A 25,266-nucleotide genomic window follows, 5' to 3' on the forward strand; every position below is an offset into this window, starting at 1 on the left:
GACAACGCACGTTAGTGCTTGTCGTGCGCCTGGCCGAGGTACACCAGCGTCAGCATCATGAAAATGAAGGCCTGCAGCAACACGATCAGAATGTGGAAGATTGCCCACACGCTGCCGGCAATCACGTGGCCGATGAAGCCAAGCACCGTCGTGTCCGCGCCGAAGCTCCAGAGGCTGCCCAGCAGGGCAATCAGCAGGAACAGCAGTTCGCCCGCGTACATGTTGCCGAACAGCCGCATGCCGAGGGAAACCGTCTTCGCGACGAACTCGATGATGTTCAGTGCCAGGTTCGGGATCCACAGCACGGGATGTGCGCCGAACGGAGCGGACAGCAGTTCATGGATGAAGCCGCCAGCGCCCTTGATCTTGAAGTTGTAGTAAATCATCAGCACGAACACACCGAGTGCGATGCCGATCGTGCCGTTAAGGTCGGCCGTCGGAACGATACGGTGGTGCGGAATGACTTCCGACAGACCCAGCCAGCCGATGACGCGACCCGGCAAGTCGACGGGAATGAAGTCGAGCGAGTTCATCAGGGCAACCCACACGAACACGAACAGTGCGAGCGGAGCAATGAACGTGCGGCTGCCGTGGATCATCGACTTCGATTGGTCTTCGACCATCTCGACCAGCATTTCGATGGCGCACTGGAAGCGGCCGGGCACGCCGGAGGTCGCTTTGCGGGCCGCGAGATGCAGGATGAAGATGGCGAACAGGCCGCAAACAATCGACCAGAACAGGGTGTCGAGATTCCAGACGTGGATATCGAAAATCGACGTCTGGTGCGCGGTAGAAAAGTTTTGCAAGTGGTGCGCGATGTACTCGGACGGATCCATCGCGCGCGTTCCTTCGCTAGCTGCCATATCGTTAATGCCACCCAAATTGTCGAAAATCAGTTCGGGCCGCTCCCGCCACAACAGTCTATTGCGGGAACATGCCGGCGCGAGTCTTGTCAGACACGCGCGCCTTTTTGCCGACGCCTTGCGCCAGCCAGTATTTTTTGCGTTACCTCTCCACTCACCGCCAGGCGAGTGCGATCCAGTACGTCTTCAATGCAATGAGGTAGGTCATGAGTAGCGGCACCCAGCGTACGTCGTGATACCAGAACGCGATAGCGACAAACATCGCGATCGTTGTCCCCATCTTGAGCGCTTCACCGATCATCCAGCTCATGACTGTTTCGGCGCCGCTCAGTGTTCTTAGGCGTGCCGCGAACAATGCGCCCGGCACCCAGCAAATCGCTCCACCAAGGAACGCGGATAGCGCAGCAGCACCCGGCGGCTTATAGAACAGCCACCACACCAGCGTTGCACCCAGGGACAAAACCATTTGCGCCGCCACGACCTTGAAAGGCGTAACGCGAGATGGACGACTCACATTCGGGCCAAACAGCTTCTCTGCTTCAGCCCGCGTGAGCGGAACGATATTGTTATCTTGCTGCTCGGCATCCCACTCCTCGCCGTGCTTAACGGGCTGACTGGAAACTGCGGAAAACATGCGTTCTGCGCGGTCTTCGTCGTGCCCATTCTTTGGCGCCTGATTCGACGTTTTGACCGCCATCGCTGTGTTCCGAAAGTCTGATTCCGTCCGCCAGCTTACGCGACGCTTACGGGGTTGCCGTGCAATTAAATCCGGGCGATTGTAAGCGATAGTTGCAGGCAATTCAAGACTTTAGGCCGCGCAATAATCCCCGTGAAAAGGCGCTTCATGATGCGGTAAATCTGCTTTCCGACTCCCATGGACGCCAACTGTAAGGCTGTCGGGGGCGCGCGAAAAATGCCCGCTGAATTGGCCTGATCCGGGCCGGAAGGCTAGCACGGAGATGCTCTGGCGTCCGTATCAAATATGCAACAGAAGCCAGCCGCCCAGCGCCCCGCCCACCAGCCAGAACGGCACCGAGTAAAGGTGAAACGCAAGCCACATGCCGCGCTCTTTCGAGAGCCGCACCGCGATCAGATTCGCCAGCGAGCCGATGGCAATGCCGAAGCCACCCACACTCACGCCGAAGGCGAGCGCGCGCCAGTCTTTAGTGAACTCCGCGAGCATGATCGCGGCAGGAACATTGCTGATTCCCTGGGAAAGAATCGCCCCTGCGGCAAATGCGCGCAGCGGGGTCGCCAGTCCCAGTTGACCGACCATCGCATGTACCCACGGCAGCGCCGCGACGCTGCGCAACACGATAAACATGAAGACGAAAATCAGCAGCAGCAACCAGTCGATTTTAAGGACGATCTCGCGGCGCCAGATCAGGAAGCCCGCCATGATCGCCGCAAGCGCACTACCCGCGTGATGCGAATCGGCCAGCAGCACGAATGCGACGAACAACAGCACCGCGACGCCGACCAGCACGCGGTCAACGCGGTGGGCACCGCTGTCTTTCGACAGATCGAGCGGTTTCGCGCGAAAGCTCACTGCTGCGACGACGTAAAGCAGCACCATCAACGCGGCACACAGCGGAGCCAGGCCCCAGACGAAGCCGCCGAACGACACGCCGCTGGTTTGCCAGAGAAACAGGTTTTGCGGATTGCCGAGCGGCGTCAGGATCGAGCCGGCATTCACCGACAGCGCGATGAAAATGACCAGCCGCTTCAGCGGTAACGGCGTGAGTTCGTGCAGGGACAAAGCGAGCGGCACGATGACAAACAGTGCGACGTCGTTGGTCAGCAGCGTCGACAACGCTGCCGCCAGGCCGATCAGCAGAAATGCGAGGGCCCGTTCCGAGTGAATGAAGTGGATCACGCGGTGCGCCATCCACATCAGGAATCCTGATAATTCGATGGCTTTGGTTAAGATCAGGAGTCCTGCGAGTGTCAGGACGGTCTGCCAGTCAACCAGCCCCGGCAGCGTGAGCCATGGGCGCGGGTGCAGACACTGCAGCACGATCAGCACCCCGACTAGAACCGACAAGACCGGCTCTTTCGTCACAAGGGCAATCAGCTTACGCAGTGTGCTTCTTTCGGCAGTTTGGGACTCGCGCTCGGCAACCGTCACGGCGAACTATCGATCAGGCCGTGGCGCTGCCGCGCAGCCGCACCAGAATGCCTTCGAGCGCATCCAGGTCGCCGAAGTCCACCAGCACCTGTCCGCGTCCGCGGCGGCCGAGCTTGATCTTGACGGTGGCAGCCAGCAGATCCGACAGTTCCTCTTCGAGGCGACGCGTGTCGCGGCCGCCGTCGTGGTTCGCCTTTGCCTTCACCGCTGGTGCCACTTTCGTGGTCGTGGTCACCAGTTTTTCGGTTTCGCGCACCGACATCCGCTTGTTGACGACCTGATTGGCGAGTGTGATCTGCGTGGCAGCGTCGACCGCCAGCAGCGCACGGGCGTGACCCATGTCGAGGTCGCCGGCGAGCAGCATCGTCTGCACTGGCGCGGCCAGATTCAACAGGCGCAGCAGGTTCGACACCGCACTGCGCGAACGCCCCACCGATTCCGCCGCCTGCTCATGCGTAAAGCTGAATTCGTCCAGCAGGCGCTGGATGCCCTGCGCTTCTTCCAGCGGGTTCAGGTCTTCGCGCTGGATGTTCTCGATCAGCGCCATCGCGGCAGCGGCCTGGTCCGGCACGTCCCGCACCAGCACCGGCACCTCGTCGAGACCCGCGAGGCGCGCCGCGCGGAAACGCCGCTCGCCGGCGATGATTTCGTACTTGTCGGCCGAGACCGGGCGCACGAGGATCGGTTGCATCAACCCCTGCGCGCGAATGCTGGCGGCCAGTTCCTGCAGCGCGCCTTCGTCCATGCGTGTACGCGGCTGGTACTTGCCGGCCTGCAGCTTGCCGAGTGGCAACACATTCGGCGCGCCCTCGATCTTCACCGCCTCGGTGATGTCCGCGCTGCCACCGAGCAACGCTTCCAGCCCCCGGCCCAATCCCTTCTTTCGTGCTACTGCATTCATCGTGCTTCCTCGATCAGCTTGGGGTGCCTTGCCGCGCGTCAGACGATCGCGCGCACTCGCTCAATCATTTCCGCGCCAAATTGCACGTACGCCTGGGCGCCGCGCGACGCACGGTCGAACACCACGCCCGGAAGCCCGTAACTGGGTGCTTCTGCGAGACGCACATTACGCGGAATGACGACGTCAAATACCTTGTCGCCAAAATGCTCTTTCAACTGATCGGACACCTGTTGTTGCAGCGTGATGCGAGGATCGAACATCACGCGCAGTAGCCCGATGACTTTCAGATCGCGATTCAGGTTCGCGTGCACCTGCTTGATGGTGTTGACCAGATCCGACAGCCCTTCGAGCGCGAAGTACTCGCACTGCATGGGGATCACCACGCCGTGCGCGGCGCACAGGGCGTTGAGGGTCAGCAACGACAAAGCGGGCGGACAATCGATCAGCACGAAGTCGTATTCACCTTCCACCAGCGCCAACGCGTCTTTTAACTGGCGCTCGCGGTTCTGGACATTCACCAGTTCCACTTCCGCGCCCGCCAGTTCGCGGTTGGCCGGCACGACATCGTACGAAACCGCTTCCGGCCGCACCCGTGCATCCGCTATCGGCACGCCGTCCACCAGCACTTCGTACACGGTGTTCGCGCAGGCCGCCTTGTCGACACCGCTACCCATGGTGGCGTTGCCCTGCGGATCCAGGTCGATGAGAAGAACACGCTGTCCCTGCGATGCGAGGCTCGCGGCGAGATTGACTGCTGTCGTCGTCTTCCCGACGCCACCCTTCTGGTTCGCAACGCAGAAGATTTTTGCCATCGTTGGTGTGTCCCTTTTTGCTACCTGGATAAGTTGGAATGCGCTTGCGTCTTGTGTCTGCTTCTCGGCCGCTCAGCTATCGGCGCTCAGCACGACCTCGACAAGGTGGCGCTCGGCTTCGAGCGACGGCACCTTAAGCCGGATGATCTGTTTTGCTTGGGAGCCGGCAGGCAGACGTTCGATCTCGCCATCAGGGCGTACGCCCTTCATCGCCCAGATCGCACCCTGTTCGGCAACCAGATGACGGGCCAGTGTAACGAAATCCGCGAGTTCTGCGAATGCGCGCGAGACGATTACATCAAACTTTGCCGGCACTTCCACGCCAGGTTTTAGCGTTTCGACGCGGCCGGTCACCACAGAGAGATTGGTGAGACCCAGCTCTGCCCTGGCTTGCGCCTGAAACGCCGTCTTCTTATGGACGATGTCGTTGAGCGTAACTGTCCAGTCAGGCAAGACGATCGCTAGCACGATACCAGGCAGACCACCACCGGAGCCGACGTCGAGCACCGACGACGGACCCAGCTTGGCCAGATGCGGCACGATCGAAAGCGAATCGAGAATGTGCTGGATCAGCATCTGCCGCGGGTCGCGGATAGCCGTGAGGTTGTACACGGCATTCCATTTGGCGAGCAATGCAACGTAGTCCACCAGCTTGTCGAGCTGGGCGTCACTCAGTCCGAGGCCCAACTCCTCAACTCCTGCACTGAGCAATGCGCCTAGCGCTTCCCTGCTCTCTCCCGCGCCAAATCCGTTCTGTCTTGCCGTCATTGCGTCACCGGCGTGGAATCGGTGCCGTTATCGGCTGCACCGGCGGACTTGGCCGGACGGCGCCCAAGGCCACGCTTCAGGTGCACCATCAGGAGCGAAATTGCGGCGGGCGTAATACCAGAAATGCGTGATGCCTGACCAATGGTTTCCGGCCGGAATTGAGTCAACTTTTGACGTGCCTCGAATGACAGGCCCCGCACCTCGGCATAGTCGAGCCCTTCAGGCAAACGCGTGTTTTCGTGCGATTCGTTGCGCTCGATTTCACCTGCCTGACGCTCGATATAGCCCTGATACTTGATGCCGATCTCGATCTGTTCCTTGATCTGGGCCAGAAGGACGTCGTCGTCAGCCAGCGATTCAGCGGGTGCGCAGGCACCTTCACGCAAACCGCACACGCCGTCGTACGTCACGCCAGGACGGCGCAGCAGATCCGCGAGGCTGTACTCATGATCAATCGCTTTGCCGAGCAACGCCGTCGCTTCTTCCGCAGGCAGCGTCTTCGGATTTACCCATGTCGTGCGGAGCCGCTCTGTTTCACGTGAAACAGCTTCCCGCTTGCGGCTAAATGCATCCCAACGCGCGTCATCGACCACGCCAAGCTCGCGGCCGATTTCCGTCAGCCGCATATCTGCATTGTCTTCACGCAGGCTCAGACGATATTCCGCCCGGCTCGTAAACATGCGATACGGCTCAGAGACTCCACGCGTCACCAGATCATCGACTAGCACGCCAAGGTAAGCCTGATCGCGACGCGGGCACCACGCTTCACGGCCTTGGACGTGCAGACCCGCGTTGATACCCGCCAGCAGACCCTGGGCTGCGGCCTCTTCATAGCCGGTAGTGCCATTGATCTGTCCCGCAAAAAACAGACCGTTGATAACCTTCGTCTCCAGCGACGCCTTCAGTCCACGCGGGTCGAAATAATCATATTCGATCGCATAACCCGGTCGCAGGATGTGGGCATGTTCCAGACCCACCATGGATCGCACCAGTTCGAGTTGCACATCGAACGGCAGGCTTGTGGAAATCCCGTTCGGATAAAACTCGTTGGTCGTCAGGCCTTCCGGTTCAAGAAAGATCTGATGTGATTCCTTCGAAGCAAAGCGATGAATCTTGTCTTCGATCGATGGACAATACCGCGGCCCTACCCCTTCAATGACGCCCGTGTACATCGGCGACCGGTCGAGCCCGCCACGAATGATGTCGTGGGTCCGCTCATTGGTATGCGTCACCCAGCACGGCACTTGACGCGGATGCTGCTCAACGCGACCGAGGAACGAGAACACCGGCACGGGATCGAGATCGCCCGGTTGCTCTTCAAGCTTCGAAAAATCGATCGTACGACCGTCGATCCGCGGCGGCGTGCCGGTCTTCAGTCGGCCTTGCGGCAGCTTCAGTTCCTTGAGACGCGCTGACAAAGACACCGCAGCCGGGTCACCTGCCCGCCCGCCGGTATAGTTGTTCAGGCCAACGTGAATCTTGCCGTCGAGGAAAGTCCCAGCCGTCAGCACGACGGCACGTGAGCGGAAGCGAATTCCAACCTGCGTCACCGCTCCGACTACCCGGTCGCCTTCCACCATCAGGTCGTCCACTGCCTGCTGGAACAGCCAGAGATTCGGTTGATTCTCGAGCCGATGCCGGATGGCCTGCTTGTACAGCAAACGGTCCGCCTGCGCACGAGTTGCCCGCACGGCCGGCCCTTTCGATGAGTTCAGGATGCGGAACTGGATGCCGCCTTCGTCGGTTGCTGCGGCCATCGCACCGCCGAGCGCGTCGACTTCCTTCACCAGATGGCCCTTGCCAATGCCGCCAATCGACGGATTGCAGCTCATCTGGCCGAGGGTTTCGATGTTGTGCGTCAGCAGGAGCGTCTTGTTGCCCATGCGTGCAGAAGCCAAAGCGGCTTCAGTGCCGGCATGACCGCCGCCAACGACGATTACGTCAAATTCAGTGGGATAAAGCATCGCGGATCTCACGCCGGGACACCGCGTGAACCTTCTAAGGAAAATGTATGGGCGAATTATAACGGGTTCGCTTTTGGCCCGAATTTCAGCCGTTTGGCCAGGCGATAAAAAAGCGGCGTGTTTCACGTGAAACACACCGCTCGATCACCCGCAAACCTCTGACCCAGAAGGCTTTACGCCACTTTTTTCGTCAATCCGAGATACGTTTCAATCACGCGAGGATTTTGCGCCAGTTCCACGGCCGGACCTTCGAGCGCCAGTTCACCCGTTTCCAGAACGTAACCGTAATCAGAAATCTGCAGGGCCGCACGCGCATTTTGCTCGATCAGCAACGTCGCGACGCCCGTCTGACGCAACGCGCTAATGATGTGGAAAATTCCTTTCACGATCAGCGGTGCCAGACCCAGGCTCGGCTCGTCCAGCATCAGCAATTCGGGCTTGCCCATCAGCGCCCGCCCCACTGCCAGCATCTGGCGCTCGCCACCGGATAGCGTTCCCGCCGCTTGCTTACGACGCTCCTTGAGCCGGGGGAATAACGTGAACACCGGTTCGAGTTGATCCAGATAATTGCGCTCCCGTGCCCGCTTGCGTCGATACGCACCCAGCACGAGGTTGTCCTCGACGCTCATCGTCGCAAATAGCTCGCGCTTCTCGGGAACCAGGCACATGCCCCGCGCCACCCGTTTTTCAACCGGCATCGCGCTGACGTCCTCGTTCTGATGGAGAATCACGCCCTTGGCCCGACCGTTCACCGGCAGCTCGCCCATGATTGCGTTGAGCAAGGTGGACTTGCCCGCCCCGTTCGGACCGATCACCGACACAATCTGCCCCGGCCGAACCTTGATGCTTGCACCGTGTAACGCCTCGACCTTGCCGTAGCGAACCGACAAACCCTCCACATCGAGGATCGGCATTGCGGAATTCATCTTTGTTCTCATCAGTCGACCCCACCCAGATACGCCTCGAGCACCGCCGGATCTTGCTGCACGTCTTGCGGCAACCCTTCCGCGATCCGCGTCCCAAACTCCATCACCACCAGCCGGTCCGTGAGATTCATCACGAAATCCATATCGTGCTCGACGAGCAGCACGCTCATGCCCTCTTCCTTGAGCTTGCGTAGCAAGTCGGCGAGCCGTTGCTTTTCCTGATAACGAAGTCCGGCAGCCGGTTCATCCAGCAGCAATAGCGTCGGATCACAGCACAGCGCACGCGCAATTTCCAGAATCCGCTGCTGACCAAGCGCAAGACTTCCAGCCTCGTCGTACATGTGCTCTTCTAGCCCCACCCGGCGGATCTGCCGGGCGGCTTCCGCCATCAGACGCCCTTCTTCTGCACCGTTCAGCCTCGCGACGCTGCGCCAGACGCTCGCGTGGCCGCGTAGATGCCCGCCGATCGCGACGTTCTCCAGCACGCTCATGCCCGGCAACAGCTTCACGTGCTGGAAGGTGCGTCCAATGCCACGTCTGACGATTTCACGTGAAGTGAGCGCATCGATCCGCTCGCCGCGGAACGTAATCTCACCGCTGGTTGCCCGCAGCGCACCAGTGACCAGATTGAAGGTCGTCGACTTACCCGCGCCGTTCGGTCCGATCAACCCTATGATCTGTCCCGCCTTCACTTCGAAGCTGACGTCGTTCACCGCCACCAGACCGCCAAACTGCTTGCGGGCCTTGTCCACGGTCAAAAGCGTCTCACCGGTTGCGGGCTTGCTGCGCTGCGGCAATGGTGCGGCCTGATCCGGCACATGCGCGCGTGGACCACGTGGGAAAAAGCGCGCCACGAACGGCCACACACCCTGCCGCGCGTACTGCAACAGTAGCACCATCAATACGCCGAACACGATCACTTCGAAGTTGCCGCTCTCCCCTAATAGTCTCGGGAGCAGCGTCTGCAGGTAATCCTGCAGGATCGTGAGGATGGCCGCGCCCAGCACCGCACCCCATACATGCGCAACGCCGCCCACTACCGCCATGAACAGAAATTCGATGCCATGGTTGAGGCCAAACGGCGTCGGATTCACCGCACGTTGCAGGTGCGCATAAAGGAAGCCGGAGATCGACGCCAGCACGGCGGCGTAAACGAAGATCACCACCCGCATCCACGCCGTATTGACGCCCATGGCTTCTGCCATCGAGCCACCGCCGCGCAAGGCACGAATCGCCCGCCCCGGCCGGCTATTAAGCAGATTCTGAATGGATACCACGGCGCCGAGCACCACCACCCAGATCAGGTAATAGATATGGCGTCCAGACTCCAGCTTGAAGCCGAACACGTTGAGCACCGGAATACCGTTGATGCCGTCGTACTTGCCCAGAATGTCGAGGTTGCCGAACAGATAGAACAACGCCAGCCCCCAGGCGATGGTGCCGAGCGGCAGGAAATGCCCCGACAGACGCATCGTCACGGCACCGAGCATCAACGCGATCAACGCCGTCAGCAGCACGCCGACCAGCAGCGCGAGCCATGGCGACACCCCATACTGCGTCGTCAGGAACGCGGTCGTGTACGCACCCACGCCGACGAACGCCGCCTGCCCGAAGCTCGTCATGCCGCCAATGCCTGTCAGCAGCACCAGGCCGATCGCTACGATCGCATACAGGCCGATGTAGTTGAGCAGCGTCACCCAATACTCGGGCACGTGAAGCGGCTGCGGTAGCACCGGCAGCGCAAACATCACGACGAGGAATAACCAGAAGAAGAGGCTGTGCAAGATACGTTTCATCGTGTCACTCCTCGTCTTCTTCCGCGTGCGGGCTGGCCAGACTCCGCCACAGCAGCACCGGAATGATTAGCGTGAACACGATGACTTCCTTATAGGCACTCGCCCAGAACGATGAATACGATTCCAGCAAGCCCACGAGGACCGACCCGGCGGCGGCCAGCGGATAGCTGATCAATCCACCGATGATGGCCCCTACGAAGCCCTTTAAGCCGATCAGGAAGCCCGAGTCGTAGTAGATGGTGGTGAGGGGTGCCACGAGGATGCCGCACAGCACGCCGAGCCCCGCAGCCAGCGTGAACGCTAGCCGGCCGGCTTGTGTCGTGCCGATTCCGACCAGCCGCGCCCCGACCCGGTTGACCGAAGTCGCGCGTAACGCCTTGCCCGAGATCGAGCGGTCGAAGTACAGATAGAGCGCCACGATCAGCACGACAGCCATGCCGACCACCCACATGCTCTGTCCGGAGATCGACAGGCTGCCCAGGTTGAATGTCGTATCGGAGAAGGCATTGGTGCGCGAGCCCTCGGCGCCGAACATCACGAGCCCCAGGCCGACCATTGCGAAGTGCACCGCGACCGCCACGATGAGCAGCACCAGCGTCGTGCCTTCGGCGATCGGTTCGAAGGCGAGTCGGTACACGAACGGCCCCATCGGAATCACGATCAGCAGCGTCAGCGCGATCTGCGCGAGCATCGGTAGAGGCTGCGCAAACAGTCCATGTGTCACGGCATACACCGCGAGCGGAAACAGCAGATATTTTGTCGCCAGCGTCACGAACGTAAGTGCGAGGTGGGCACGCCGCTCAGGATGCCGCACGAGGCCCGCTGTCTCGACCACGAAACACGCCGCGCCCATCGCCATCAACAACCAGCAGGTGGCTGGAAATTTCTGCGACTGCAGTGCGGCCAGTGTCAGCGCACCGTACGAGACAAACTCGCCCTGCGGAATAAAGATGACCCGCGTCACGGAAAACACCAACACCAGCGCTAGCGCGAGCAACGCGTAGATCGCTCCGGTGGTGACGCCGTCCTGCGCGAGGATCGCCGCAATAGATAGATCCATACTTCCTCGTTCTGAAACGTCGAAATCGAAACTGGGAAACCGGCCGCAAAACGCGGGGCGCGCCGGAGGCCGGCCCAGAAAGCACATTCATTGTCATCGACCAGAATGGCCGTGCAGAGTCACTTACCGCACACTGAAGGTGAGAGCCGCATATCCTACGTTCCTATCGCGTTACTCGTCCTGCAGCTTCCATTTACCGTCGACGATCTCCACGATCACGCGAGCGCGCTTGTCGAGACCGTTGTGATCGCTCGCCGTGGTGTTCATGATGCCGTGCGCGAGCGGCAACTCCTTCACGTTCGCGAGCGCGTCACGCAGCGCCTCGCGGAATGCCGGCGTACCGGGCTGGCCCTTCTTGAGCGCTTCCGGAATCGCCCGCTGCAGCATCTGGCCGGCGTCCCATGCATGACCACCGAATGTCGACACCGAGCCCGCGCCATACGCCTTCTCATAGGCGTTCTTGTAGGCTTCGGACGACTGCTTCACCGGATTCGAATCCGGCAATTGATCCGCCACGAGAATCGGTCCGGCGGGCAACAGCTCGCCTTCGCAATCCTTGCCGCATACGCGCAGGAAGTCGTTGTTCGCCACGCCGTGGGTCTGATAGATCTTGCCCTTGTAGCCGCGCTCTTTGAGCGTTTTCGCCGGCAGCGCCGCCGGTGTCCCTGAACCGGCAATCAGCACCGCGTCGGGGTTCGCCGCCATCGTTTTCAGGACCTGTCCGGTAACCGAAGCGTCGGTGCGGTTGAACCGCTCATTGCCGACAAGCTTCAGATGATGCTCGGCCGCGGCGGCACTGAACACGCTGTACCAGCTTTCACCGTAGGCATCCGCGAATCCGATGAAGCCCACGGTCTTCACGCCCTGCTTCTCCATATAGCCGGCAATGGCGTCGGCCATCAGGCTATCGTTTTGCGGCGTCTTGAAGGCCCATTCACGCTTCGCATCCATCGGCGCAATGATCGCGGCCGACGCAGCGAGCGAAATCATCGGTGTCCTGCTTGCGGAAGCCAGATCGAGCATCGCCAGTGAACTCGGCGTGACGGTCGAACCGATGATCGCATCGACGTGGTCCTCGTCGATCAGCTTGTGCGTGTTTTGCACGGCCTTGCTGCTGTCGGTCGCGTCATCGAGCAGGATGTATTGCACGCTCTTGCCGCCAATCTCCTGTGGCAGCAACGCAATCGTGTTCTTCTCAGGAATCCCAAGCGATGCCGCGGGTCCCGTCGTCGAAAGCGTTACGCCAATCTTCACCTGCGCCATCGCAGCGCTAGCGCCGCACGCGAATGCCAGCGCGATCGCCGTGCGGACCCATTGCCTTGTCTCTTTCATTGTTCGTCTCCCGACGCTTGACGTGCGTATCGATGATCCGGCTCGTGGACCGGGTGTCTGAATCTAGTGAGCAGTCTCGGATGTGCCAAGCATGGTTTTCCCTGCCGGACACGGATGCGTGTCCAACTGTCGCCCTGTCGATGCACGGAACCGCGCGGGCAATAAAAAAGGCGCGTGAGCTGCACGCGCCTTCTGTCTGCTGCCGATCCGGCAAGCTGCTTTCGCTCAGTCGCCTGCCAGCTTCCATTTGCCGTCGACGATCTCCACCATCACGCGCGCCCGCTGATCGAGACCGGAATGGTCGTTCGCGCTCATGTTGAAGATGCCATGTGAAGCCGGCAAGTCTTTGTTGCCTTCGAGCGCGGCGCGCAGCGCCTCACGGAAAGCCTGCGTACCAGGCTGCCCTTTTTGCAGCGCCAACGGAATCGCCCTTTGCAGCAACAGACCCGCGTCCCACGCGTGACCACCGAAGGTCGACACCGAACCCACGCCATACGCCGCCTCGTACGCGTGCTTGTAAGCGAGCGCACTCTTCTTCACCGGATTCGAGTCCGGCAATTGATCGGCCACCAGCAACGGACCCGCAGGCAGGTAGGTGCCTTCGCAATCCTTGCCGCACACGCGCAGGAAATCATTGTTCGCCACGCCATGCGTCTGATAGTACTTGCCCTTATAGCCGCGCTCTTTCAACGTCTTTTGCGGCAGTGCCGCCGGCGTCCCGGCGCCCGCGATCAGCACCGCATCCGGGTTCTGCGACATCATCTTCAGCACCTGACCGGTAACCGACGCATCCGCGCGCGCGAAACGCTCGTTGGCGACAATCTTGATCTTCGCCAGATCGGCGGCCTTGCCGAATTCCTTGAACCAGCTCTCGCCGTAGGCATCCGCAAAGCCGATAAAGGCCACCGTTTTCACGCCATGATTGGCCATGTGCTGCGCAATCGCGGTCGCCATCAGAATGTCGTTCTGCGGCGTCTTGAAGACCCATGCGCGCTTCGCATCCATCGGTTCTACGATCGATGCGGCCGCAGCCATCGAAATCACCGGCGTCGACGTTTCCGCCGCTACGTCGATCATGGCGAGCGAGTTCGGTACGACCGTTGAGCCGACCAGCGCGTCAACGTGGTCTTCGCTGGTGAGCTTGCGGGCGTTCTTCACGGCCTGGGTGGAATCGGTGGCGTCATCGAGCACGATGTAATCGATTTTCTGCCCCGCCACTTCTTTCGGCAGTAATGCGATGGTGTTCTTTTCGGGAATACCCAGTGAAGCGGCCGGCCCTGTCGCCGAAACCGTGACGCCGATTTTCACATCCGCAAATGCATGGCCGCTCCACACTGCCGATACGCCCGTTGCTATTAACGCCGCACTCATCCATCGCCATGCCGAATTCATTCCGCTCCTCTTGCTGCCCGTGATCTGTTTGAGTTAAATCCATTGATTTAAAACCCCAACCCCGCGGTTGGTGAACGGCGAGTGTAGCGGACCCCATCGCCTTGCGGCAAGCCTTTTGCAAGCATCGGCAGCGGCAGGAAACACCTTGGGCAACGCAGCAAAACAAGGGGCAATCCAGACAGGAAATCCGGTCGAAAACATACCGGAAAAGGTGAGAAAACGCGCGGAAAGTGAATGCGCCGTGAATAGGCGATTTTCGAAAGCACAAATAAAAAGCGCTGTTGGATCAATATCCAACAGCGCTTTCGTCTTGGGCACTTAGTGCCTCATGTCTCCTCGTTCTCCACCTGCAAATTCGGTGTTCACTAGAACTGCGTGAAGATTAAACAACCGCCCCCATCCGGACAACTAGCATTTACCCTAGTGGTGCATCGCAGCACTGAATTGGGGCACGTTTGAAATCCTGAGATTTAATTCCGCGAGCGCGATTGCAATTTCCTTTCTGAACCCATTGTATCGGACACCGAACTACTTCAAGACGACGCGGCGCTCACGCGCGCAACGGACGGACGCGCGCCACGATCTCGCCGACTATGCCGCGTCTGAAAGCAAGTACACAGGCGATAAAGATCAGCCCCGTGACGATCGTGGCCGACTCGCCCAGCGAATTGAACCACTGCAAGCCCGTCACCGACGCGAGGCCGCCACCGATATCGCCCAGCCGGTCCTCCAGCGCGACGATCAGCGCCGCGCCGAGCAGCGGACCAAACAGCGTGCCCATGCCGCCCACCAGTGTCATCAGGATCACCAGTCCCGACATGGTCCAGTACGCGTCGCTCAAAGTTTCGAAGCCCAGCACCAGCACCTTTAGCGATCCCGCCAGCCCCGCAATGCCCGCCGACAACACGAACGCCAGCAGCTTGAAGCGGTCGGTGTCATAGCCGAGTGAGACCGCTCGCGGCTCGTTCTCCTTGATCGCCACCAGCACCTGTCCGAACGGCGAATGAACGATGCGGACGATCAACAGGAACATCAACAGCATCACCACCATGATTACGTAGTACAACGTGAAATCTGATGAAAGATTCAGCATGCCGAACAATTTGCCGCGCGGCACGCCCTGCAAACCATCCTCGCCGTGCGTGAACGGCGCCTGCAGAAATACGAAGTAGACCATCTGCGCGAGCGCGAGCGTCACCATCGCGAAGTAAATGCCCTGACGCCGGATGGCGAACAGGCCGACGACAAGCCCGAGCAAGGTTGCCGCAGCCGTGCCCGCCAGCACACCGAGTTCGGGTGAATAGCCGAGCGTCTGGATGGCGTAGCCCGTCGTGTAACCTGCCATCGCCAGAAACATGGCATGACCGAACGACAGCAACCCCGTGTAGCCGATCAGCAGATTGAAGGCCGCCGCAAACAGCGCGAAGCACAACACCTTCATCACGAACAGCGGATAGATGCCGATAAACGGCACCGCGATCAGCAGGAGCAGCAGCAGCCCGTAGAGCGCTTTTCTTTGCATCATTTTTCCTTGCCGAAAAGACCCGCCGGACGCACCAGCAGCACCAACGCCATGATGACAAAGACGACCGTCGCCGAGGCCTCGGGGTAGAACACTCGCGTGAAGCCTTCAATCACGCCGAGCATCAGGCCAGTGAGAATCGAACCCATGATCGAGCCCATCCCGCCTATCACGACCACGGCGAACACGGTGATGATCATGGGCTGCCCCATCAACGGCGAGACCTGGATCACGGGTGCCGCCAGCACGCCTGCAAACGCCGCCAGCGCAACACCGAAGCCGTAGGTCAGCGTAATCATCAAAGGCACGTTGACGCCGAACGCCTCCACCAGTTTCGGGTTCTCCGTACCGGCACGCAGATACGCGCCCAGACGCGTCTTCTCGATCACGAACCACGTTGCGAAGCAGACCACCAGCGAGGCCAGCACCACCCACGCCCGATAGTTCGGCAAGTACATGAAGCCCAGATTGGTCGCGCCGGTCAACGCCTCGGGAACGTCATAAGGCTGGCCTGACGAACCGTAGATGGAGCGAAACACGCCTTCGACGACCAGCGTCAGACCGAAGGTCAGCAGCAGGCCGTACAGATGGTCGAGCTTGTAGAGCCAGCGCAACATCGAACGTTCGATGAGCATGCCGAACGCGCCGACCAGGACTGGCGCGAGTATCAGCATCACCCAGTACGGCAGATTGAAATACGACAGCCCCATCCACGTGAGCATCGCGCCCAGCATGAACAACGCGCCGTGCGCGAAGTTGATGACGTTCAGGAGACCGAAGATGATCGCGAGACCGAGGCTCAGGATCGCGTAGAACGAGCCGTTCACGAGCCCCAGCAGCAACTGGCTCAGCATCGCCGAGAGCGGAATGCCAAAGATTTCCATTGAACGCCTTAACCCTTAACCCGTCGTCAAGGTGAGATCCACATGCGATCAGCAACGCGCGACCCTGTCTGCAGCCCGCGCGCAGCGTGATGTCCTGGTCCGTCTGTAGCGTCGGCCGCAGACGGACAGGGTTTCAGCTCATGCTCACTTCCAGGCAGCGCAGCGCGTTTCCGCCTTGGTCGTGAACGCCTGATCGCCCGGAATGGTCGCCGTGATCTTGTAGTAGTCCCACGGTTCTTTCGATTCAGCCGGCGTCTTCACCTGCATCAGATACATGTCGTGAATCATGCTGCCGTCCTCACGGATGTAGCCCTTCGCGTAGAAGTCGTCGATCTTGGTCTTCTTCAACTGGGCCATGATCTTGTCCGGATCCGTCGAACCCACCGCCTGCACCGCCTTCAGATAGTTCATGGTCGCCGAATAGTCGGCGGCCTGCAGGCTCGACGGCATCTTCTTCGTCTTGTCGAAGTAACGTTCAGCCCACTTGCGCGTGGTGTCGTTCTTGTTCCAGTACCAGCTGTCGGTCAGCACCAGGCCTTGCGTCGTTTCCAGACCGAGGCTGTGGATATCGTCGATGAAGATCAGCAGCGCCGCGAGCTTCATGGTCTTCGTGATGCCGAATTCCTTCGCCGCCTTGATGGAGTTGATGGTGTCGCCACCGGCGTTCGCGAGACCCAGCACCTGCGCCTTCGAGGCTTGCGCCTGCAGCAGGAACGAGGAGAAATCCGACGCCGACAACGGATGGTGCACGTCGCCGAGCACCTGGCCGCCGTTTGCCTTCACCACGGCCGCGGTGGCCGTCTCCAGCGCCTTGCCGAACGCGTAGTCCGCGGTCAGGAAGTACCACGTCTTGCCGCCCTGCTTCGTGACCGCCGCGCCGGTGCCCTTCGCGAGCGCCGTGGTGTCGTACGCGTAGTGAATCGTGTACGGCGTGCATTGCTCATTGGTCAGCGTATCCGCGCCGGCGCCGACGTTGATGTAGACCTTGTGCTTTTCTCCCGCCACCTGGTTCATCGACAAACCCGTGGCCGAGTTGGTACCGCCGATCAGCATTTCGACGCCGTCGCGGTCGAACCATTCGCGCGCTCTCGACGCGGCAATGTCTGCCTTGTTCTGATGGTCGGCGTAGACCAGTTCGATTGGCTTGCCGTTGACCTTGCCACCGAAGTCGGCAATCGCCATGCGGATCGCTTCGAGGCCGCCAGGGCCGTCGATATCCGCGTAAAGGCCGGACATGTCCGTGATATAGCCAATCTTGACCGTGTCGTCGGCGGCCCGCGCGCCCCCCATCATCAGCGCGGCGCTAGCCGCCGTTGCAAAGCACCATGCCGATAGTCGCGCGAGTGTTTTCATTTTCATTGCGGTCTCCTTGTTTCCTTGCTTGTGTTTATCAGAGGCAATCAGGCGTCCAGTGCCTAGACGCCCAGCAGATCGTGCAGCGCCGGCATCTTGCTTTCGAGTTCGCTCGCGCCGAAGTGTTCGACTATGCCGCCATGCTCCATCACGTAGAAGCGGTCGGCCAACGGCGCGGCGAAGCGGAAATTCTGTTCGACCATCACGATGGTGTAGCCGCGCGCCTTGAGTGTCACGATCATGCGCGCGAGCGCCTGCACGATGACCGGCGCGAGCCCCTCGGATATCTCGTCGAGCAGCAACAGACTGGCGCCGGTGCGCAGGATGCGCGCCACGGCGAGCATTTGCTGCTCGCCCCCCGAGAGCCGCGTACCCTGGCTGACACGGCGTTCCTGCAGGTTCGGGAACATCGCGTAGATCTCATCGAGCGACATCATGTGCGCGGCGTCGCCCACCGGCGGCGGCAGCAGGAGATTTTCTTCACATGACAGGCTGGAAAAAATGCCGCGCTCTTCGGGACAGTAGCCAATGCCGCAATGCGCGATGCGATGAGTCGGCATGTCGATGGTCTCGCGTCCGCCGACACGAATCGAGCCGGACCGGCGACCGGTGAGTCCCATGATGGCGCGCAGCGTCGTCGTGCGCCCGGCGCCGTTGCGGCCCAGCAAGGTGACGACTTCGCCGCGGTTCACGGTCAGATCGACGCCATGCAATATGTGGGATTCGCCGTACCACGCTTGCAGGCCCGCAATCTCCAACGCAGGTTCCGCGTTGACGATGCCGCTCACTGCAACGTTCTCGCGCTCCGCAAGGGTGTTCATGCGTGCGCTCCGGTGAGCGCGGCATCGGCACTGCCCATATAGGCCTGCATGACGAGGGGACTCTTCGATACTTCGGCGTACGTGCCTTCGGCGAGCACCTCGCCGCGTTGCAGGACCGTGATCGTGTCGGAGATGCCGGCAATCACATTCATGTTGTGCTCGACCATCAGGATGGTGCGGCCGTTCGAGACTTTCTTGATGAGTGCGGTCACGCGATCCACGTCTTCATGACCCATGCCCTGGGTCGGCTCGTCGAGCAGCATCAGTTCGGGCTCCATGGCGAGCGTGGTGGCGATCTCGAGGGCACGCTTGCGCCCATAGGACAATTCGACCGTCGGCACGTCGGCGAAGTCGGTCAGACCGACCTGCGTGAGCAGATCCATGGCGCGATCATCGAGTTGATGCAGCGTGCGCTCGCTTTTCCAGAAATGGAACGTGGTGCCCAACGCGCGTTGCAGACCGATGCGCACGTTCTGCAATGCCGTCAGATGGGGAAATACCGCGGAAATCTGAAACGAGCGGATGATGCCGCGCCGTGCGATTTGCGCCGGACGTTCACGGGTAATGTCGATGCCGTTGTAGACGATCTGCCCTGCGGTGGGCACCAGAAATTTGGTCAGCAGATTAAAGCAGGTCGTTTTACCGGCGCCATTCGGGCCGATCAACGCATGAATCGAGCCACGGCGCACGCGCAGGTTGACGCCATTGACGGCGACAAAGCCCTTGAACTCCCTCGTTAGTCCGCGCGTTTCGAGAATCGTGTCGCCGAGAATCATGTTCCCTTCCATGCGAAGTGAGGCGAGGCACTACGATCTTCCGCGCCAGAGCCTGCGCGACGTGTGATGGCGACGACACCCCCGTGTCGATCGTTGGCGTGGCGCACCAATTACAGACGGTAATCCACGGCGCGCCACGCAGCATCGCGCCATTGTCGCGCCAATGATGCAGCGCATTCATTGGGATTTGCACTTAGTATGCGATGCGCGTCCGCGAGGCGCGGCGCGCATCGAGCTTGCATGTCATGCAATCGACACCGAAGCGGCCGGGCGTATCTCCGACGTTTGACCCGATACGCGTGCACGACGGTCCTCGCGAATCATGTCGCTTGCGCGCTCGGCGATCATCAGCGTGGGGGAGTTGGTATTGCCGGACGTGATGTTCGGCATGACCGAAGCGTCGACGACGCGCAAACCCTCGACACCGATCACCCGCAGACGCTGGTCGACGACAGCAGCGGGATCGTCCGCTGCACCCATCCGGCAAGTACCGACGGGGTGAAAGATCGTGGTGCCGACGTTGCCTGCTGCCTGCTGAAGCTCTTCCTCCGTCTGAAACTGGATACCCGGAATGATTTCCTGCGGCCGATACGGGGCCAGTGCGGGCGCCGCAGCAATACGCCGCGTCAGACGCAGCGCGTTGGCGGCGACGTGACGATCGTAGTCCGTGGACAGATAGTTGGGCGCAATCTCTGGCGCCGTGTGCGGCTCGGGCGAGACGATATGGACGCTGCCCCTCGAAGTTGGGCGCAACTGGCATACGGACGCGGTAAACGCGTTGAATCGATGCAATGGTTCGCCGAAGCGATCGAGCGAAAGCGGCTGCACGTGATACTCGAGATCGGGCCGTGTGAGCGAGCGGTCGTCGGGGTCCGACCTGGCAAACGCCCCGAGTTGCGACGGCGACATCGACATGGGTCCGCTCTGGAACAGCGCATATTGCAAACCGATCATGAGTTTGCCCCACCAATGCGCCGAAGCGGTATTGAGCGTGCGCACGCCGTCGACCTTGTATGCCATCCGCAGCTGCAGATGATCCTGGAGATTCTCACCGACACCGCGCCGATCCTGCACGACGTCGATGCCGAGGCTTTGCAGGCGCGCACCATTCCCGATGCCGGAGAGTTCGAGCAGTTGCGGCGAATTGACCGCGCCGGAACTCAGGATCACTTCACAACGGGCTTTGGCGAAATAGTCGGTGTCATTGCCACGATATTCAACACCTGTGCAGCGCCGCCCGTCGAACACGACGCGCTGTGTGACGGCGCCGGTGATGACGGTCAGATTGGGACGCCTGAGCGCGGGGCGCAAAAACGCTTTCGAGGCATTCCAGCGGATGCCGCGTTTCTGGTTGACGTCGAAGTAGCCGACGCCGCTGTTGTCACCGCGATTGAAGTCGTTGGTAGCGGGGATGCCGGTTTGCTGCGCGGCTTGCGCGAAGGTTTCGAGGATCTTCCATTTGAGGCGTTGTTTTTCGACCCGCCATGGGCCGCCTGCACCGTGCGATTCGTTGGCACCGCCGTGGTAGTCCTCGCTGCGTTTGAAGATGGGGAGGACGTTGTTCCAGGACCAGGCTGTGTCGTTGGTGACGCGCGCCCATTCATCGTAGTCTTCGCGCTGGCCGCGCATGTAGATCATGCCGTTGATGGATGAACTGCCGCCTAACACCCTGCCGCGCGGGTATGAGAGCGAGCGGCCATTCAGGCCGGGTTCTTCGCGCGTTTTGTAGAGCCAGTCGGTGCGGGGGTTGCCGATGCAGTACAGGTAGCCTACCGGGACGTGGATCCAGTGGTAGTCGTCCTTGCCGCCTGCTTCTAGCAGCAGGACTGATACTTCTGGGTCTTCGCTCAGGCGGTTCGCCAGTACGCAGCCGGCTGTGCCGGCGCCCACTATGATGTAGTCGAATTCGCCTTCTAATGTGCGGGGGTTGGGAGGGGTTTTGCTGCTGGTTGTCGGCATGGTTTTGTCTCCTTTGTTTGGCAGTCTTTATCAAATGGTCTTTTTTGCCTTGCAGGCGGCGGTTTTTAAGTTCTGGTTCTGGTTCTGCGATGTCTGGGTTTTATTGCTTTGTTGGTGGTCTGTTTGCCTGCGGCGTTTTGTCTGTGTTCTTACGGTGTTGGCCTTTCCTTGTTTTGTTAGCGGTCTATTAGCTTCGCCCCTGTGCGGGGCAGCACTCACTTTCTTTGCCGCCGCAAAGAAAGTAAGCAAAGAAAGCGGGCTCACACCGCCAGTGCTTAGGTGTCCATCTCTGTTGTGAACCGGAAACGGCCCAACACGAGACGTGCCCTCGCACCCTACCCGTCAGTGACAAAGCACTCATCCGTTCCAGCGTCGCGCTTCGCGCCCCGCCGTCGGGCACAGCACAGCTTCGGTACGCGCATATGTTTCTCTTATGTTTAGGTATCCAAACATGTCTTTGCCCCCCATCCACACGCATTCGATCACCGGCAAACCCTTCCGCCCGCACGTAGTGCGAAGGCGGGATGAATGAGCCCTGTGTCACTGACGGACGCGGGGCGAGGGCACGTCTCGTGTTGGGCCGTTTCCGGTTCACGACAGAGACGACCTGCTAAAAGCTGGCGGTTTGAGCCCGCTTTCTTTGCCTACTTTCTTTGCGGCGGCAAAGAAAGTAGGTGCTGCCCCGCACAGGGGCGAAGCTAATAGACCGATAACAAAACAAGGAAAGGCCAACACCGCAAGAACACAGACAAAACGCCGTAGGCAAACCAAAAACCAAAACCGCAAAAACCAAAAAAGCAAAAAAGCAAAAAAGCAAAAAAGCAAAAAAGCAAACCCAAACCCTACCCCCGCCCCCAACCCAAATCCAATGACTTCCCCTCATCTCGGCTATAAGCCGCGCTAATATCACCAAATGGACCTCACTCTGCTAAGAGCCTTCGTCACCGTCGCCAACGAGGGCAACCTCACCCGTGCCGCAGTGCAACTGCATCTGACCCAACCCGCGGTCAGCCTGCAGATCAAGCATCTGCAAGAAACGCTCGACCTGACGTTATTCACAAGAACCTCCCACGGGCTAGCATTGACGCGCGACGGCCAGGCGCTCCTGCCTCACGCCGAACGCGCGCTCGCCGCCGCCGCCGATGTCCACCGCGCCGCCGCGTCGCTACGCCAGGAAGTGCGGGGCCGGCTACGCATCGGTACGATCCTCGATCCGGAATTTCTCCGCCTCGGCGGATTCCTCAGACAGCTCGTCGAAACCTGGCCGCATATCGAAACGGCACTGCGCCATGGTATGTCCGGCTGGGTACTCGAGCAGATCCGCGCCGGCGAGCTCGATGTGGGTTACTACATCGGTCAGCCGTCGGAAGACGATTCGCGTGACGGCGCCCCGTTTCACGTGCTCACCCTGACGCATTTCCAGTACCGTGTGCTCGCGCCCGCCGGCTGGAAAGACCGCGTGAAAGGCGCGCGCGACTGGCGCAGCCTCGCCGCCCTTCCGTGGATCTGGACCCCGCCCGCTTCCGCTCATCACCGGTTGCTGTCGCGGCGTTTTGCCGACGCCGGCGTGAAGCCTGTTAAGGTGGCCGAAGTCGATCAGGAACCGTCGATGCTCGATCTCGTCAAATCGGGCGTCGGTCTCACCCTCGCGCGCGACGCCATCGCCATCGCCGAAGCGCATGCCCACGCGCTCACGATCGTCGAAGGCATTACGGTGCCGACCCAGTTGAGTTTCGTCACGCTGGCCGCCCGTCAGGACGATCCGGCCATCGCGGCGGCACTCAAGGCAATCCGGCAGCAGTGGACGATATGAGCCGTCCACATGACAGCACCACCGCACGCCGCACACGATCACAAGCGTCTTAACAACACCGTCACGCGCTTTTTGCTAGATTCGAGGCTCGCGCCTCTGTTCGCGCCCGCCTTTGCCTGAGTTTCGTTCGAGTTTGTCCTTCCTGGCGCGCCTCGCCCCTGTCACATGCCTCTGAGGCCGCCGACAATCCATCCTTCCTGAGGAGCCTGACATGGCACGCAATATCGAAATCAAAGCCCGCGCGCAGCAATTCGAACAGCTCCGCGAACGCGCCGCTGAACTTTCGCCCGAGGCTCCGCTGATCTTCCGCCAGCAGGACTTCTTCTACGACGTGCCGCGTGGCCGTCTCAAGCTGCGCCAGTTCGACGACGGCACGCCGGCCGAGCTGATCTTCTATCAGCGCGATGATCGTGATGGCCCGAAGGCCTCGTACTACACCCGCAGCCCCGTGACCAACCCGGAAGCCATGCACGCGCTGCTTGCCACCGCACTGACCACGCGCGGCATCGTCACCAAGGAGCGCCATGTCTACACCGCCGGGCGTACGCGTATTCACCTGGACCGGGTAGACGGTCTGGGAGACTTTGTCGAACTGGAAGTGCTCCTCGCCCAGGACGACGACGAGGAAGGCGGCCACGCCGAAGCGCACGCGATGTTCGCGAAGCTGGGTGTGCCGGAAACGGATCTGGTGGCCGTTGCGTACGTGGATCTGCTCAGCCCGGATAGCGCCCCGCGGCAAGCGGCCTAAGCAGCCGCGGCCACGGGCGCATCAGCCAGTGGCCGCCCCGGACCCGAGGTGTCCTAGCGGCAACGGCCCGTTGCGCTTGAACGTCGTCAGCACGATGTTCGAGCGCACACTGTCCACGCCCGGCACCCGCATCAGCTTCTTCATCACGAACGACGACAGCGCGTTCAGATCCGGCGCCACGATACGCAGCAGATAATCGGCATCCCCCACCACCGCGTGACACTCCAGCACCTCGGGCAACATGTCGATCTGCTGCTGGAACTGCTCGATGATCGAATCGCCATGATGTTTGAGCTTGAGGCTCGTGAATGCCGTCACGCCGAGCCCGAGCTTTTCCGGGCGTAGCACGACACGATAGCCGTCCACCACGCCCACCTGTTCGAGGCGCTGCAACCGCCGGCCGATCTGCGATGGCGACAGCGGCACCTGCTCGCCGAGCTGCTGATGGGTCGCCCGTCCGAAGCGCTGTAGCACTTCCAGAAGCGCGAGATCGAAGTGATCTAGTTCCAGCATGATTCAATTCCGCATAAATTTGGTTTTTAGTGCACAATTGTCGCATAAATTGTTAAATTGACGCTCTCATTGTGTACACATCCAGAACGCCGGAACGGTCTCAACCGAGAGCGACTCGTCTTCCAACCTCGAATGCGTCGCGCCCAACCCGTTCGCATTCAATCGCGCGCGCGTCATGCAGACCCGCTGTCCGATCCGTGAAAAAATAGCGGCATGTCTGCCCATTGCGTGCCGTGCCAAACCGTGCGCGAGGGCCGGCCAACCAGAAAGACGCGTGCAGCGCGCCTACCGAGGCAAATGGGCAAAAAAGCGAGGCATCCTCATGATTCTCAAACTTGATTCGGAAGAACGTTCAGCGCAATTGAGTCAATTGCACGGCTGGGTCGCCGTCGCAGGCCGCGATGCGATCCAGCGGCATTTCGAGTTTGGCGATTTCAACGAGGCGTTCGGTTTCATGACGCGGGTGGCGATCAAGGCCCAGGAAATGGACCATCACCCGGAATGGTTCAACGTGTACAACAAGGTGGAAATCACACTGTCGACACACGAGGCGGCCGGCGTCACTGAACGCGATATTTCGCTGGCCCGTTTTATCGATCAGGTCGCCGGAAACGCGCCGTAACGCGGGATATCAACCTACGCAAAAATCCACGCTTGCACTACGATGAAAGGGCTTTGCAGGTATTCGGACGTGCAAACCTTCACTTCTACAGGCCATTCTTAAGGCGAACGTAAGAATTCCACGCTTCCCGTGCAGTAGCATCCAAACCTTCCGGTGATAGCGCGGTCTGACGCTGTACAATCATCAGCGCATACGGCTTGGAGAGCGCGCTTGCCTCCTTGCACAGAACGAGTTCGTCGCCGCTTGAAGGTGAGCGGGCGCGCCAGAAGTTGATCGCGGCTTCCAGTTCGTGGATCGGTATATCGGACATGGT

26 protein-coding genes are annotated in these 25,266 nt (G+C 60.5%); 5 read left to right on the plus strand and 21 right to left on the minus strand.

The window, feature by feature from the left end; translation table 11 throughout:
• Window positions 1-11: 11 nt before the first annotated feature.
• From atpB to P3T43_RS10435, 19 genes are all read right to left on the minus strand, one after another.
• A complete protein-coding gene (gene atpB, locus P3T43_RS10345; RefSeq protein ID WP_429280946.1) occupies window positions 12-863 on the minus strand; it encodes a F0F1 ATP synthase subunit A in 852 nt (283 codons plus the stop codon).
• Between the two features lie 154 nt (window positions 864-1,017).
• A complete protein-coding gene (locus P3T43_RS10350; protein ID WP_429280947.1) occupies window positions 1,018-1,560 on the minus strand; it encodes an ATP synthase subunit I in 543 nt (180 codons plus the stop codon).
• A gap of 279 nt (window positions 1,561-1,839) precedes the next feature.
• Window positions 1,840-2,946, minus strand: coding sequence for an SLC13 family permease (locus tag P3T43_RS10355; RefSeq protein WP_429281030.1), 1,107 nt, complete (start codon window positions 2,944-2,946; stop codon window positions 1,840-1,842).
• A 58-nt stretch (window positions 2,947-3,004) separates the two neighbouring features.
• Window positions 3,005-3,892, minus strand: coding sequence for a ParB/RepB/Spo0J family partition protein (locus P3T43_RS10360; RefSeq protein ID WP_429280948.1), 888 nt, complete (start codon window positions 3,890-3,892; stop codon window positions 3,005-3,007).
• Between the two features lie 38 nt (window positions 3,893-3,930).
• Window positions 3,931-4,704, minus strand: a complete 774-nt coding sequence (locus P3T43_RS10365) for a ParA family protein (protein ID WP_429280949.1) — start codon at window positions 4,702-4,704, stop codon at window positions 3,931-3,933.
• A 72-nt stretch (window positions 4,705-4,776) separates the two neighbouring features.
• Complete coding sequence (gene rsmG, locus P3T43_RS10370; protein ID WP_429280950.1) at window positions 4,777-5,472, minus strand: 16S rRNA (guanine(527)-N(7))-methyltransferase RsmG; 696 nt, start codon at window positions 5,470-5,472, stop codon at window positions 4,777-4,779.
• Window positions 5,469-7,436, minus strand: coding sequence for a tRNA uridine-5-carboxymethylaminomethyl(34) synthesis enzyme MnmG (mnmG, locus tag P3T43_RS10375; protein ID WP_429280951.1), 1,968 nt, complete (start codon window positions 7,434-7,436; stop codon window positions 5,469-5,471). Before mnmG ends, rsmG begins: the two co-directional genes overlap by 4 nt.
• 173 nt (window positions 7,437-7,609) lie before the next feature.
• Complete coding sequence (locus tag P3T43_RS10380) at window positions 7,610-8,362, minus strand: ABC transporter ATP-binding protein (protein WP_429280952.1); 753 nt, start codon at window positions 8,360-8,362, stop codon at window positions 7,610-7,612.
• Window positions 8,363-8,373: 11 nt separating this feature from the next.
• Window positions 8,374-10,158 carry an ABC transporter permease subunit gene (locus tag P3T43_RS10385; protein ID WP_429280953.1) on the minus strand — a complete coding sequence of 595 codons (1,785 nt, stop codon included), beginning with the start codon at window positions 10,156-10,158 and terminating at the stop codon, window positions 8,374-8,376.
• Between the two features lie 4 nt (window positions 10,159-10,162).
• Window positions 10,163-11,218 carry a branched-chain amino acid ABC transporter permease gene (locus tag P3T43_RS10390; protein ID WP_429280954.1) on the minus strand — a complete coding sequence of 352 codons (1,056 nt, stop codon included), beginning with the start codon at window positions 11,216-11,218 and terminating at the stop codon, window positions 10,163-10,165.
• A 171-nt stretch (window positions 11,219-11,389) separates the two neighbouring features.
• Window positions 11,390-12,550, minus strand: a complete 1,161-nt coding sequence (locus P3T43_RS10395; RefSeq protein ID WP_429280955.1) for an ABC transporter substrate-binding protein — start codon at window positions 12,548-12,550, stop codon at window positions 11,390-11,392.
• Window positions 12,551-12,775: 225 nt separating this feature from the next.
• Window positions 12,776-13,942 carry an ABC transporter substrate-binding protein gene (locus tag P3T43_RS10400; RefSeq protein WP_429280956.1) on the minus strand — a complete coding sequence of 389 codons (1,167 nt, stop codon included), beginning with the start codon at window positions 13,940-13,942 and terminating at the stop codon, window positions 12,776-12,778.
• Window positions 13,943-13,975: 33 nt separating this feature from the next.
• The gene (locus P3T43_RS10405) at window positions 13,976-14,260 is read right to left on the minus strand and encodes a hypothetical protein (RefSeq protein ID WP_429280957.1); all 285 of its coding nucleotides are present in this window, start codon (window positions 14,258-14,260) and stop codon (window positions 13,976-13,978) included.
• A 232-nt stretch (window positions 14,261-14,492) separates the two neighbouring features.
• Entirely contained in the window at window positions 14,493-15,464 is a 972-nt protein-coding gene (locus P3T43_RS10410; RefSeq protein ID WP_429280958.1) for a branched-chain amino acid ABC transporter permease, read from the minus strand.
• Window positions 15,464-16,348: a branched-chain amino acid ABC transporter permease gene (locus tag P3T43_RS10415; protein WP_429280959.1), complete on the minus strand. Its 885-nt coding sequence runs from the start codon at window positions 16,346-16,348 to the stop codon at window positions 15,464-15,466. Before P3T43_RS10415 ends, P3T43_RS10410 begins: the two co-directional genes overlap by 1 nt.
• 144 nt (window positions 16,349-16,492) lie before the next feature.
• Window positions 16,493-17,707, minus strand: coding sequence for an ABC transporter substrate-binding protein (locus P3T43_RS10420; protein ID WP_429280960.1), 1,215 nt, complete (start codon window positions 17,705-17,707; stop codon window positions 16,493-16,495).
• Window positions 17,708-17,763: 56 nt separating this feature from the next.
• Entirely contained in the window at window positions 17,764-18,522 is a 759-nt protein-coding gene (locus P3T43_RS10425) for an ABC transporter ATP-binding protein (RefSeq protein WP_429280961.1), read from the minus strand.
• On the minus strand, window positions 18,519-19,298 hold the full coding sequence (locus P3T43_RS10430; RefSeq protein ID WP_429280962.1) for an ABC transporter ATP-binding protein: 780 nt from the start codon (window positions 19,296-19,298) through the stop codon (window positions 18,519-18,521). The genes P3T43_RS10425 and P3T43_RS10430 overlap by 4 nt, the downstream gene beginning before the upstream one ends.
• A gap of 243 nt (window positions 19,299-19,541) precedes the next feature.
• The gene (locus tag P3T43_RS10435) at window positions 19,542-21,257 is read right to left on the minus strand and encodes a GMC family oxidoreductase (protein ID WP_429280963.1); all 1,716 of its coding nucleotides are present in this window, start codon (window positions 21,255-21,257) and stop codon (window positions 19,542-19,544) included.
• Between P3T43_RS10435 and P3T43_RS10440 the strand changes: the two genes are divergently transcribed.
• The 4 genes from P3T43_RS10440 (at window position 21,238) to P3T43_RS10455 (ending at window position 23,818) form a co-directional block, all read left to right on the plus strand.
• Window positions 21,238-21,555, plus strand: coding sequence for a hypothetical protein (locus P3T43_RS10440; protein ID WP_429280964.1), 318 nt, complete (start codon window positions 21,238-21,240; stop codon window positions 21,553-21,555). The genes P3T43_RS10435 and P3T43_RS10440 overlap by 20 nt on opposite strands.
• A gap of 327 nt (window positions 21,556-21,882) precedes the next feature.
• Window positions 21,883-22,161: a hypothetical protein gene (locus P3T43_RS10445; protein ID WP_429280965.1), complete on the plus strand. Its 279-nt coding sequence runs from the start codon at window positions 21,883-21,885 to the stop codon at window positions 22,159-22,161.
• A gap of 9 nt (window positions 22,162-22,170) precedes the next feature.
• A complete protein-coding gene (locus P3T43_RS10450; protein WP_429280966.1) occupies window positions 22,171-23,070 on the plus strand; it encodes a LysR family transcriptional regulator in 900 nt (299 codons plus the stop codon).
• A 211-nt stretch (window positions 23,071-23,281) separates the two neighbouring features.
• Window positions 23,282-23,818, plus strand: a complete 537-nt coding sequence (locus P3T43_RS10455) for a class IV adenylate cyclase (protein WP_429280967.1) — start codon at window positions 23,282-23,284, stop codon at window positions 23,816-23,818.
• A 21-nt stretch (window positions 23,819-23,839) separates the two neighbouring features.
• Here P3T43_RS10455 and P3T43_RS10460 read toward each other — a convergent pair whose 3' ends face one another.
• Entirely contained in the window at window positions 23,840-24,331 is a 492-nt protein-coding gene (locus P3T43_RS10460; RefSeq protein ID WP_429280968.1) for an Lrp/AsnC family transcriptional regulator, read from the minus strand.
• 316 nt (window positions 24,332-24,647) lie between these two features.
• On the opposite strand from P3T43_RS10460, the gene P3T43_RS10465 reads away from it, so the two are divergent.
• Window positions 24,648-24,953, plus strand: a complete 306-nt coding sequence (locus P3T43_RS10465; protein WP_429281031.1) for a 4a-hydroxytetrahydrobiopterin dehydratase — start codon at window positions 24,648-24,650, stop codon at window positions 24,951-24,953.
• Between the two features lie 85 nt (window positions 24,954-25,038).
• Here the strand turns inward: P3T43_RS10465 and P3T43_RS10470 are convergent, their stop codons facing one another.
• Window positions 25,039-25,263: a DUF3717 domain-containing protein gene (locus tag P3T43_RS10470; RefSeq protein WP_429280969.1), complete on the minus strand. Its 225-nt coding sequence runs from the start codon at window positions 25,261-25,263 to the stop codon at window positions 25,039-25,041.
• Window positions 25,264-25,266: the final 3 nt, after the last annotated feature.

This window comes from Paraburkholderia sp. GAS41 (assembly GCF_050436545.1).
Lineage (GTDB): Bacteria > Pseudomonadota > Gammaproteobacteria > Burkholderiales > Burkholderiaceae > Paraburkholderia.

Bases quoted from the DNA above. Each gene is read 5' to 3' on its own strand.
- atpB (WP_429280946.1), bottom strand. From the start codon at position 863: ATGGCAGCTAGCGAAGGAACGCGCGCGATGGATCCGTCCGAGTACATC.
- P3T43_RS10350 (WP_429280947.1), bottom strand. From the start codon at position 1,560: ATGGCGGTCAAAACGTCGAATCAGGCGCCAAAGAATGGGCACGACGAA.
- P3T43_RS10360 (WP_429280948.1), bottom strand. From the start codon at position 3,892: ATGAATGCAGTAGCACGAAAGAAGGGATTGGGCCGGGGGCTGGAAGCG.
- P3T43_RS10365 (WP_429280949.1), bottom strand. From the start codon at position 4,704: ATGGCAAAAATCTTCTGCGTTGCGAACCAGAAGGGTGGCGTCGGGAAG.
- rsmG (WP_429280950.1), bottom strand. From the start codon at position 5,472: ATGACGGCAAGACAGAACGGATTTGGCGCGGGAGAGAGCAGGGAAGCG.
- mnmG (WP_429280951.1), bottom strand. From the start codon at position 7,436: ATGCTTTATCCCACTGAATTTGACGTAATCGTCGTTGGCGGCGGTCAT.
- P3T43_RS10380 (WP_429280952.1), bottom strand. From the start codon at position 8,362: ATGAATTCCGCAATGCCGATCCTCGATGTGGAGGGTTTGTCGGTTCGC.
- P3T43_RS10385 (WP_429280953.1), bottom strand. From the start codon at position 10,158: ATGAAACGTATCTTGCACAGCCTCTTCTTCTGGTTATTCCTCGTCGTG.
- P3T43_RS10390 (WP_429280954.1), bottom strand. From the start codon at position 11,218: ATGGATCTATCTATTGCGGCGATCCTCGCGCAGGACGGCGTCACCACC.
- P3T43_RS10395 (WP_429280955.1), bottom strand. From the start codon at position 12,550: ATGAAAGAGACAAGGCAATGGGTCCGCACGGCGATCGCGCTGGCATTC.
- P3T43_RS10400 (WP_429280956.1), bottom strand. From the start codon at position 13,942: ATGAATTCGGCATGGCGATGGATGAGTGCGGCGTTAATAGCAACGGGC.
- P3T43_RS10410 (WP_429280958.1), bottom strand. From the start codon at position 15,464: ATGCAAAGAAAAGCGCTCTACGGGCTGCTGCTGCTCCTGCTGATCGCG.
- P3T43_RS10415 (WP_429280959.1), bottom strand. From the start codon at position 16,348: ATGGAAATCTTTGGCATTCCGCTCTCGGCGATGCTGAGCCAGTTGCTG.
- P3T43_RS10420 (WP_429280960.1), bottom strand. From the start codon at position 17,707: ATGAAAATGAAAACACTCGCGCGACTATCGGCATGGTGCTTTGCAACG.
- P3T43_RS10425 (WP_429280961.1), bottom strand. From the start codon at position 18,522: ATGAACACCCTTGCGGAGCGCGAGAACGTTGCAGTGAGCGGCATCGTC.
- P3T43_RS10430 (WP_429280962.1), bottom strand. From the start codon at position 19,298: ATGATTCTCGGCGACACGATTCTCGAAACGCGCGGACTAACGAGGGAG.
- P3T43_RS10435 (WP_429280963.1), bottom strand. From the start codon at position 21,257: ATGCCGACAACCAGCAGCAAAACCCCTCCCAACCCCCGCACATTAGAA.
- P3T43_RS10450 (WP_429280966.1), top strand. From the start codon at position 22,171: ATGGACCTCACTCTGCTAAGAGCCTTCGTCACCGTCGCCAACGAGGGC.
- P3T43_RS10455 (WP_429280967.1), top strand. From the start codon at position 23,282: ATGGCACGCAATATCGAAATCAAAGCCCGCGCGCAGCAATTCGAACAG.
- P3T43_RS10460 (WP_429280968.1), bottom strand. From the start codon at position 24,331: ATGCTGGAACTAGATCACTTCGATCTCGCGCTTCTGGAAGTGCTACAG.
- P3T43_RS10470 (WP_429280969.1), bottom strand. From the start codon at position 25,263: ATGTCCGATATACCGATCCACGAACTGGAAGCCGCGATCAACTTCTGG.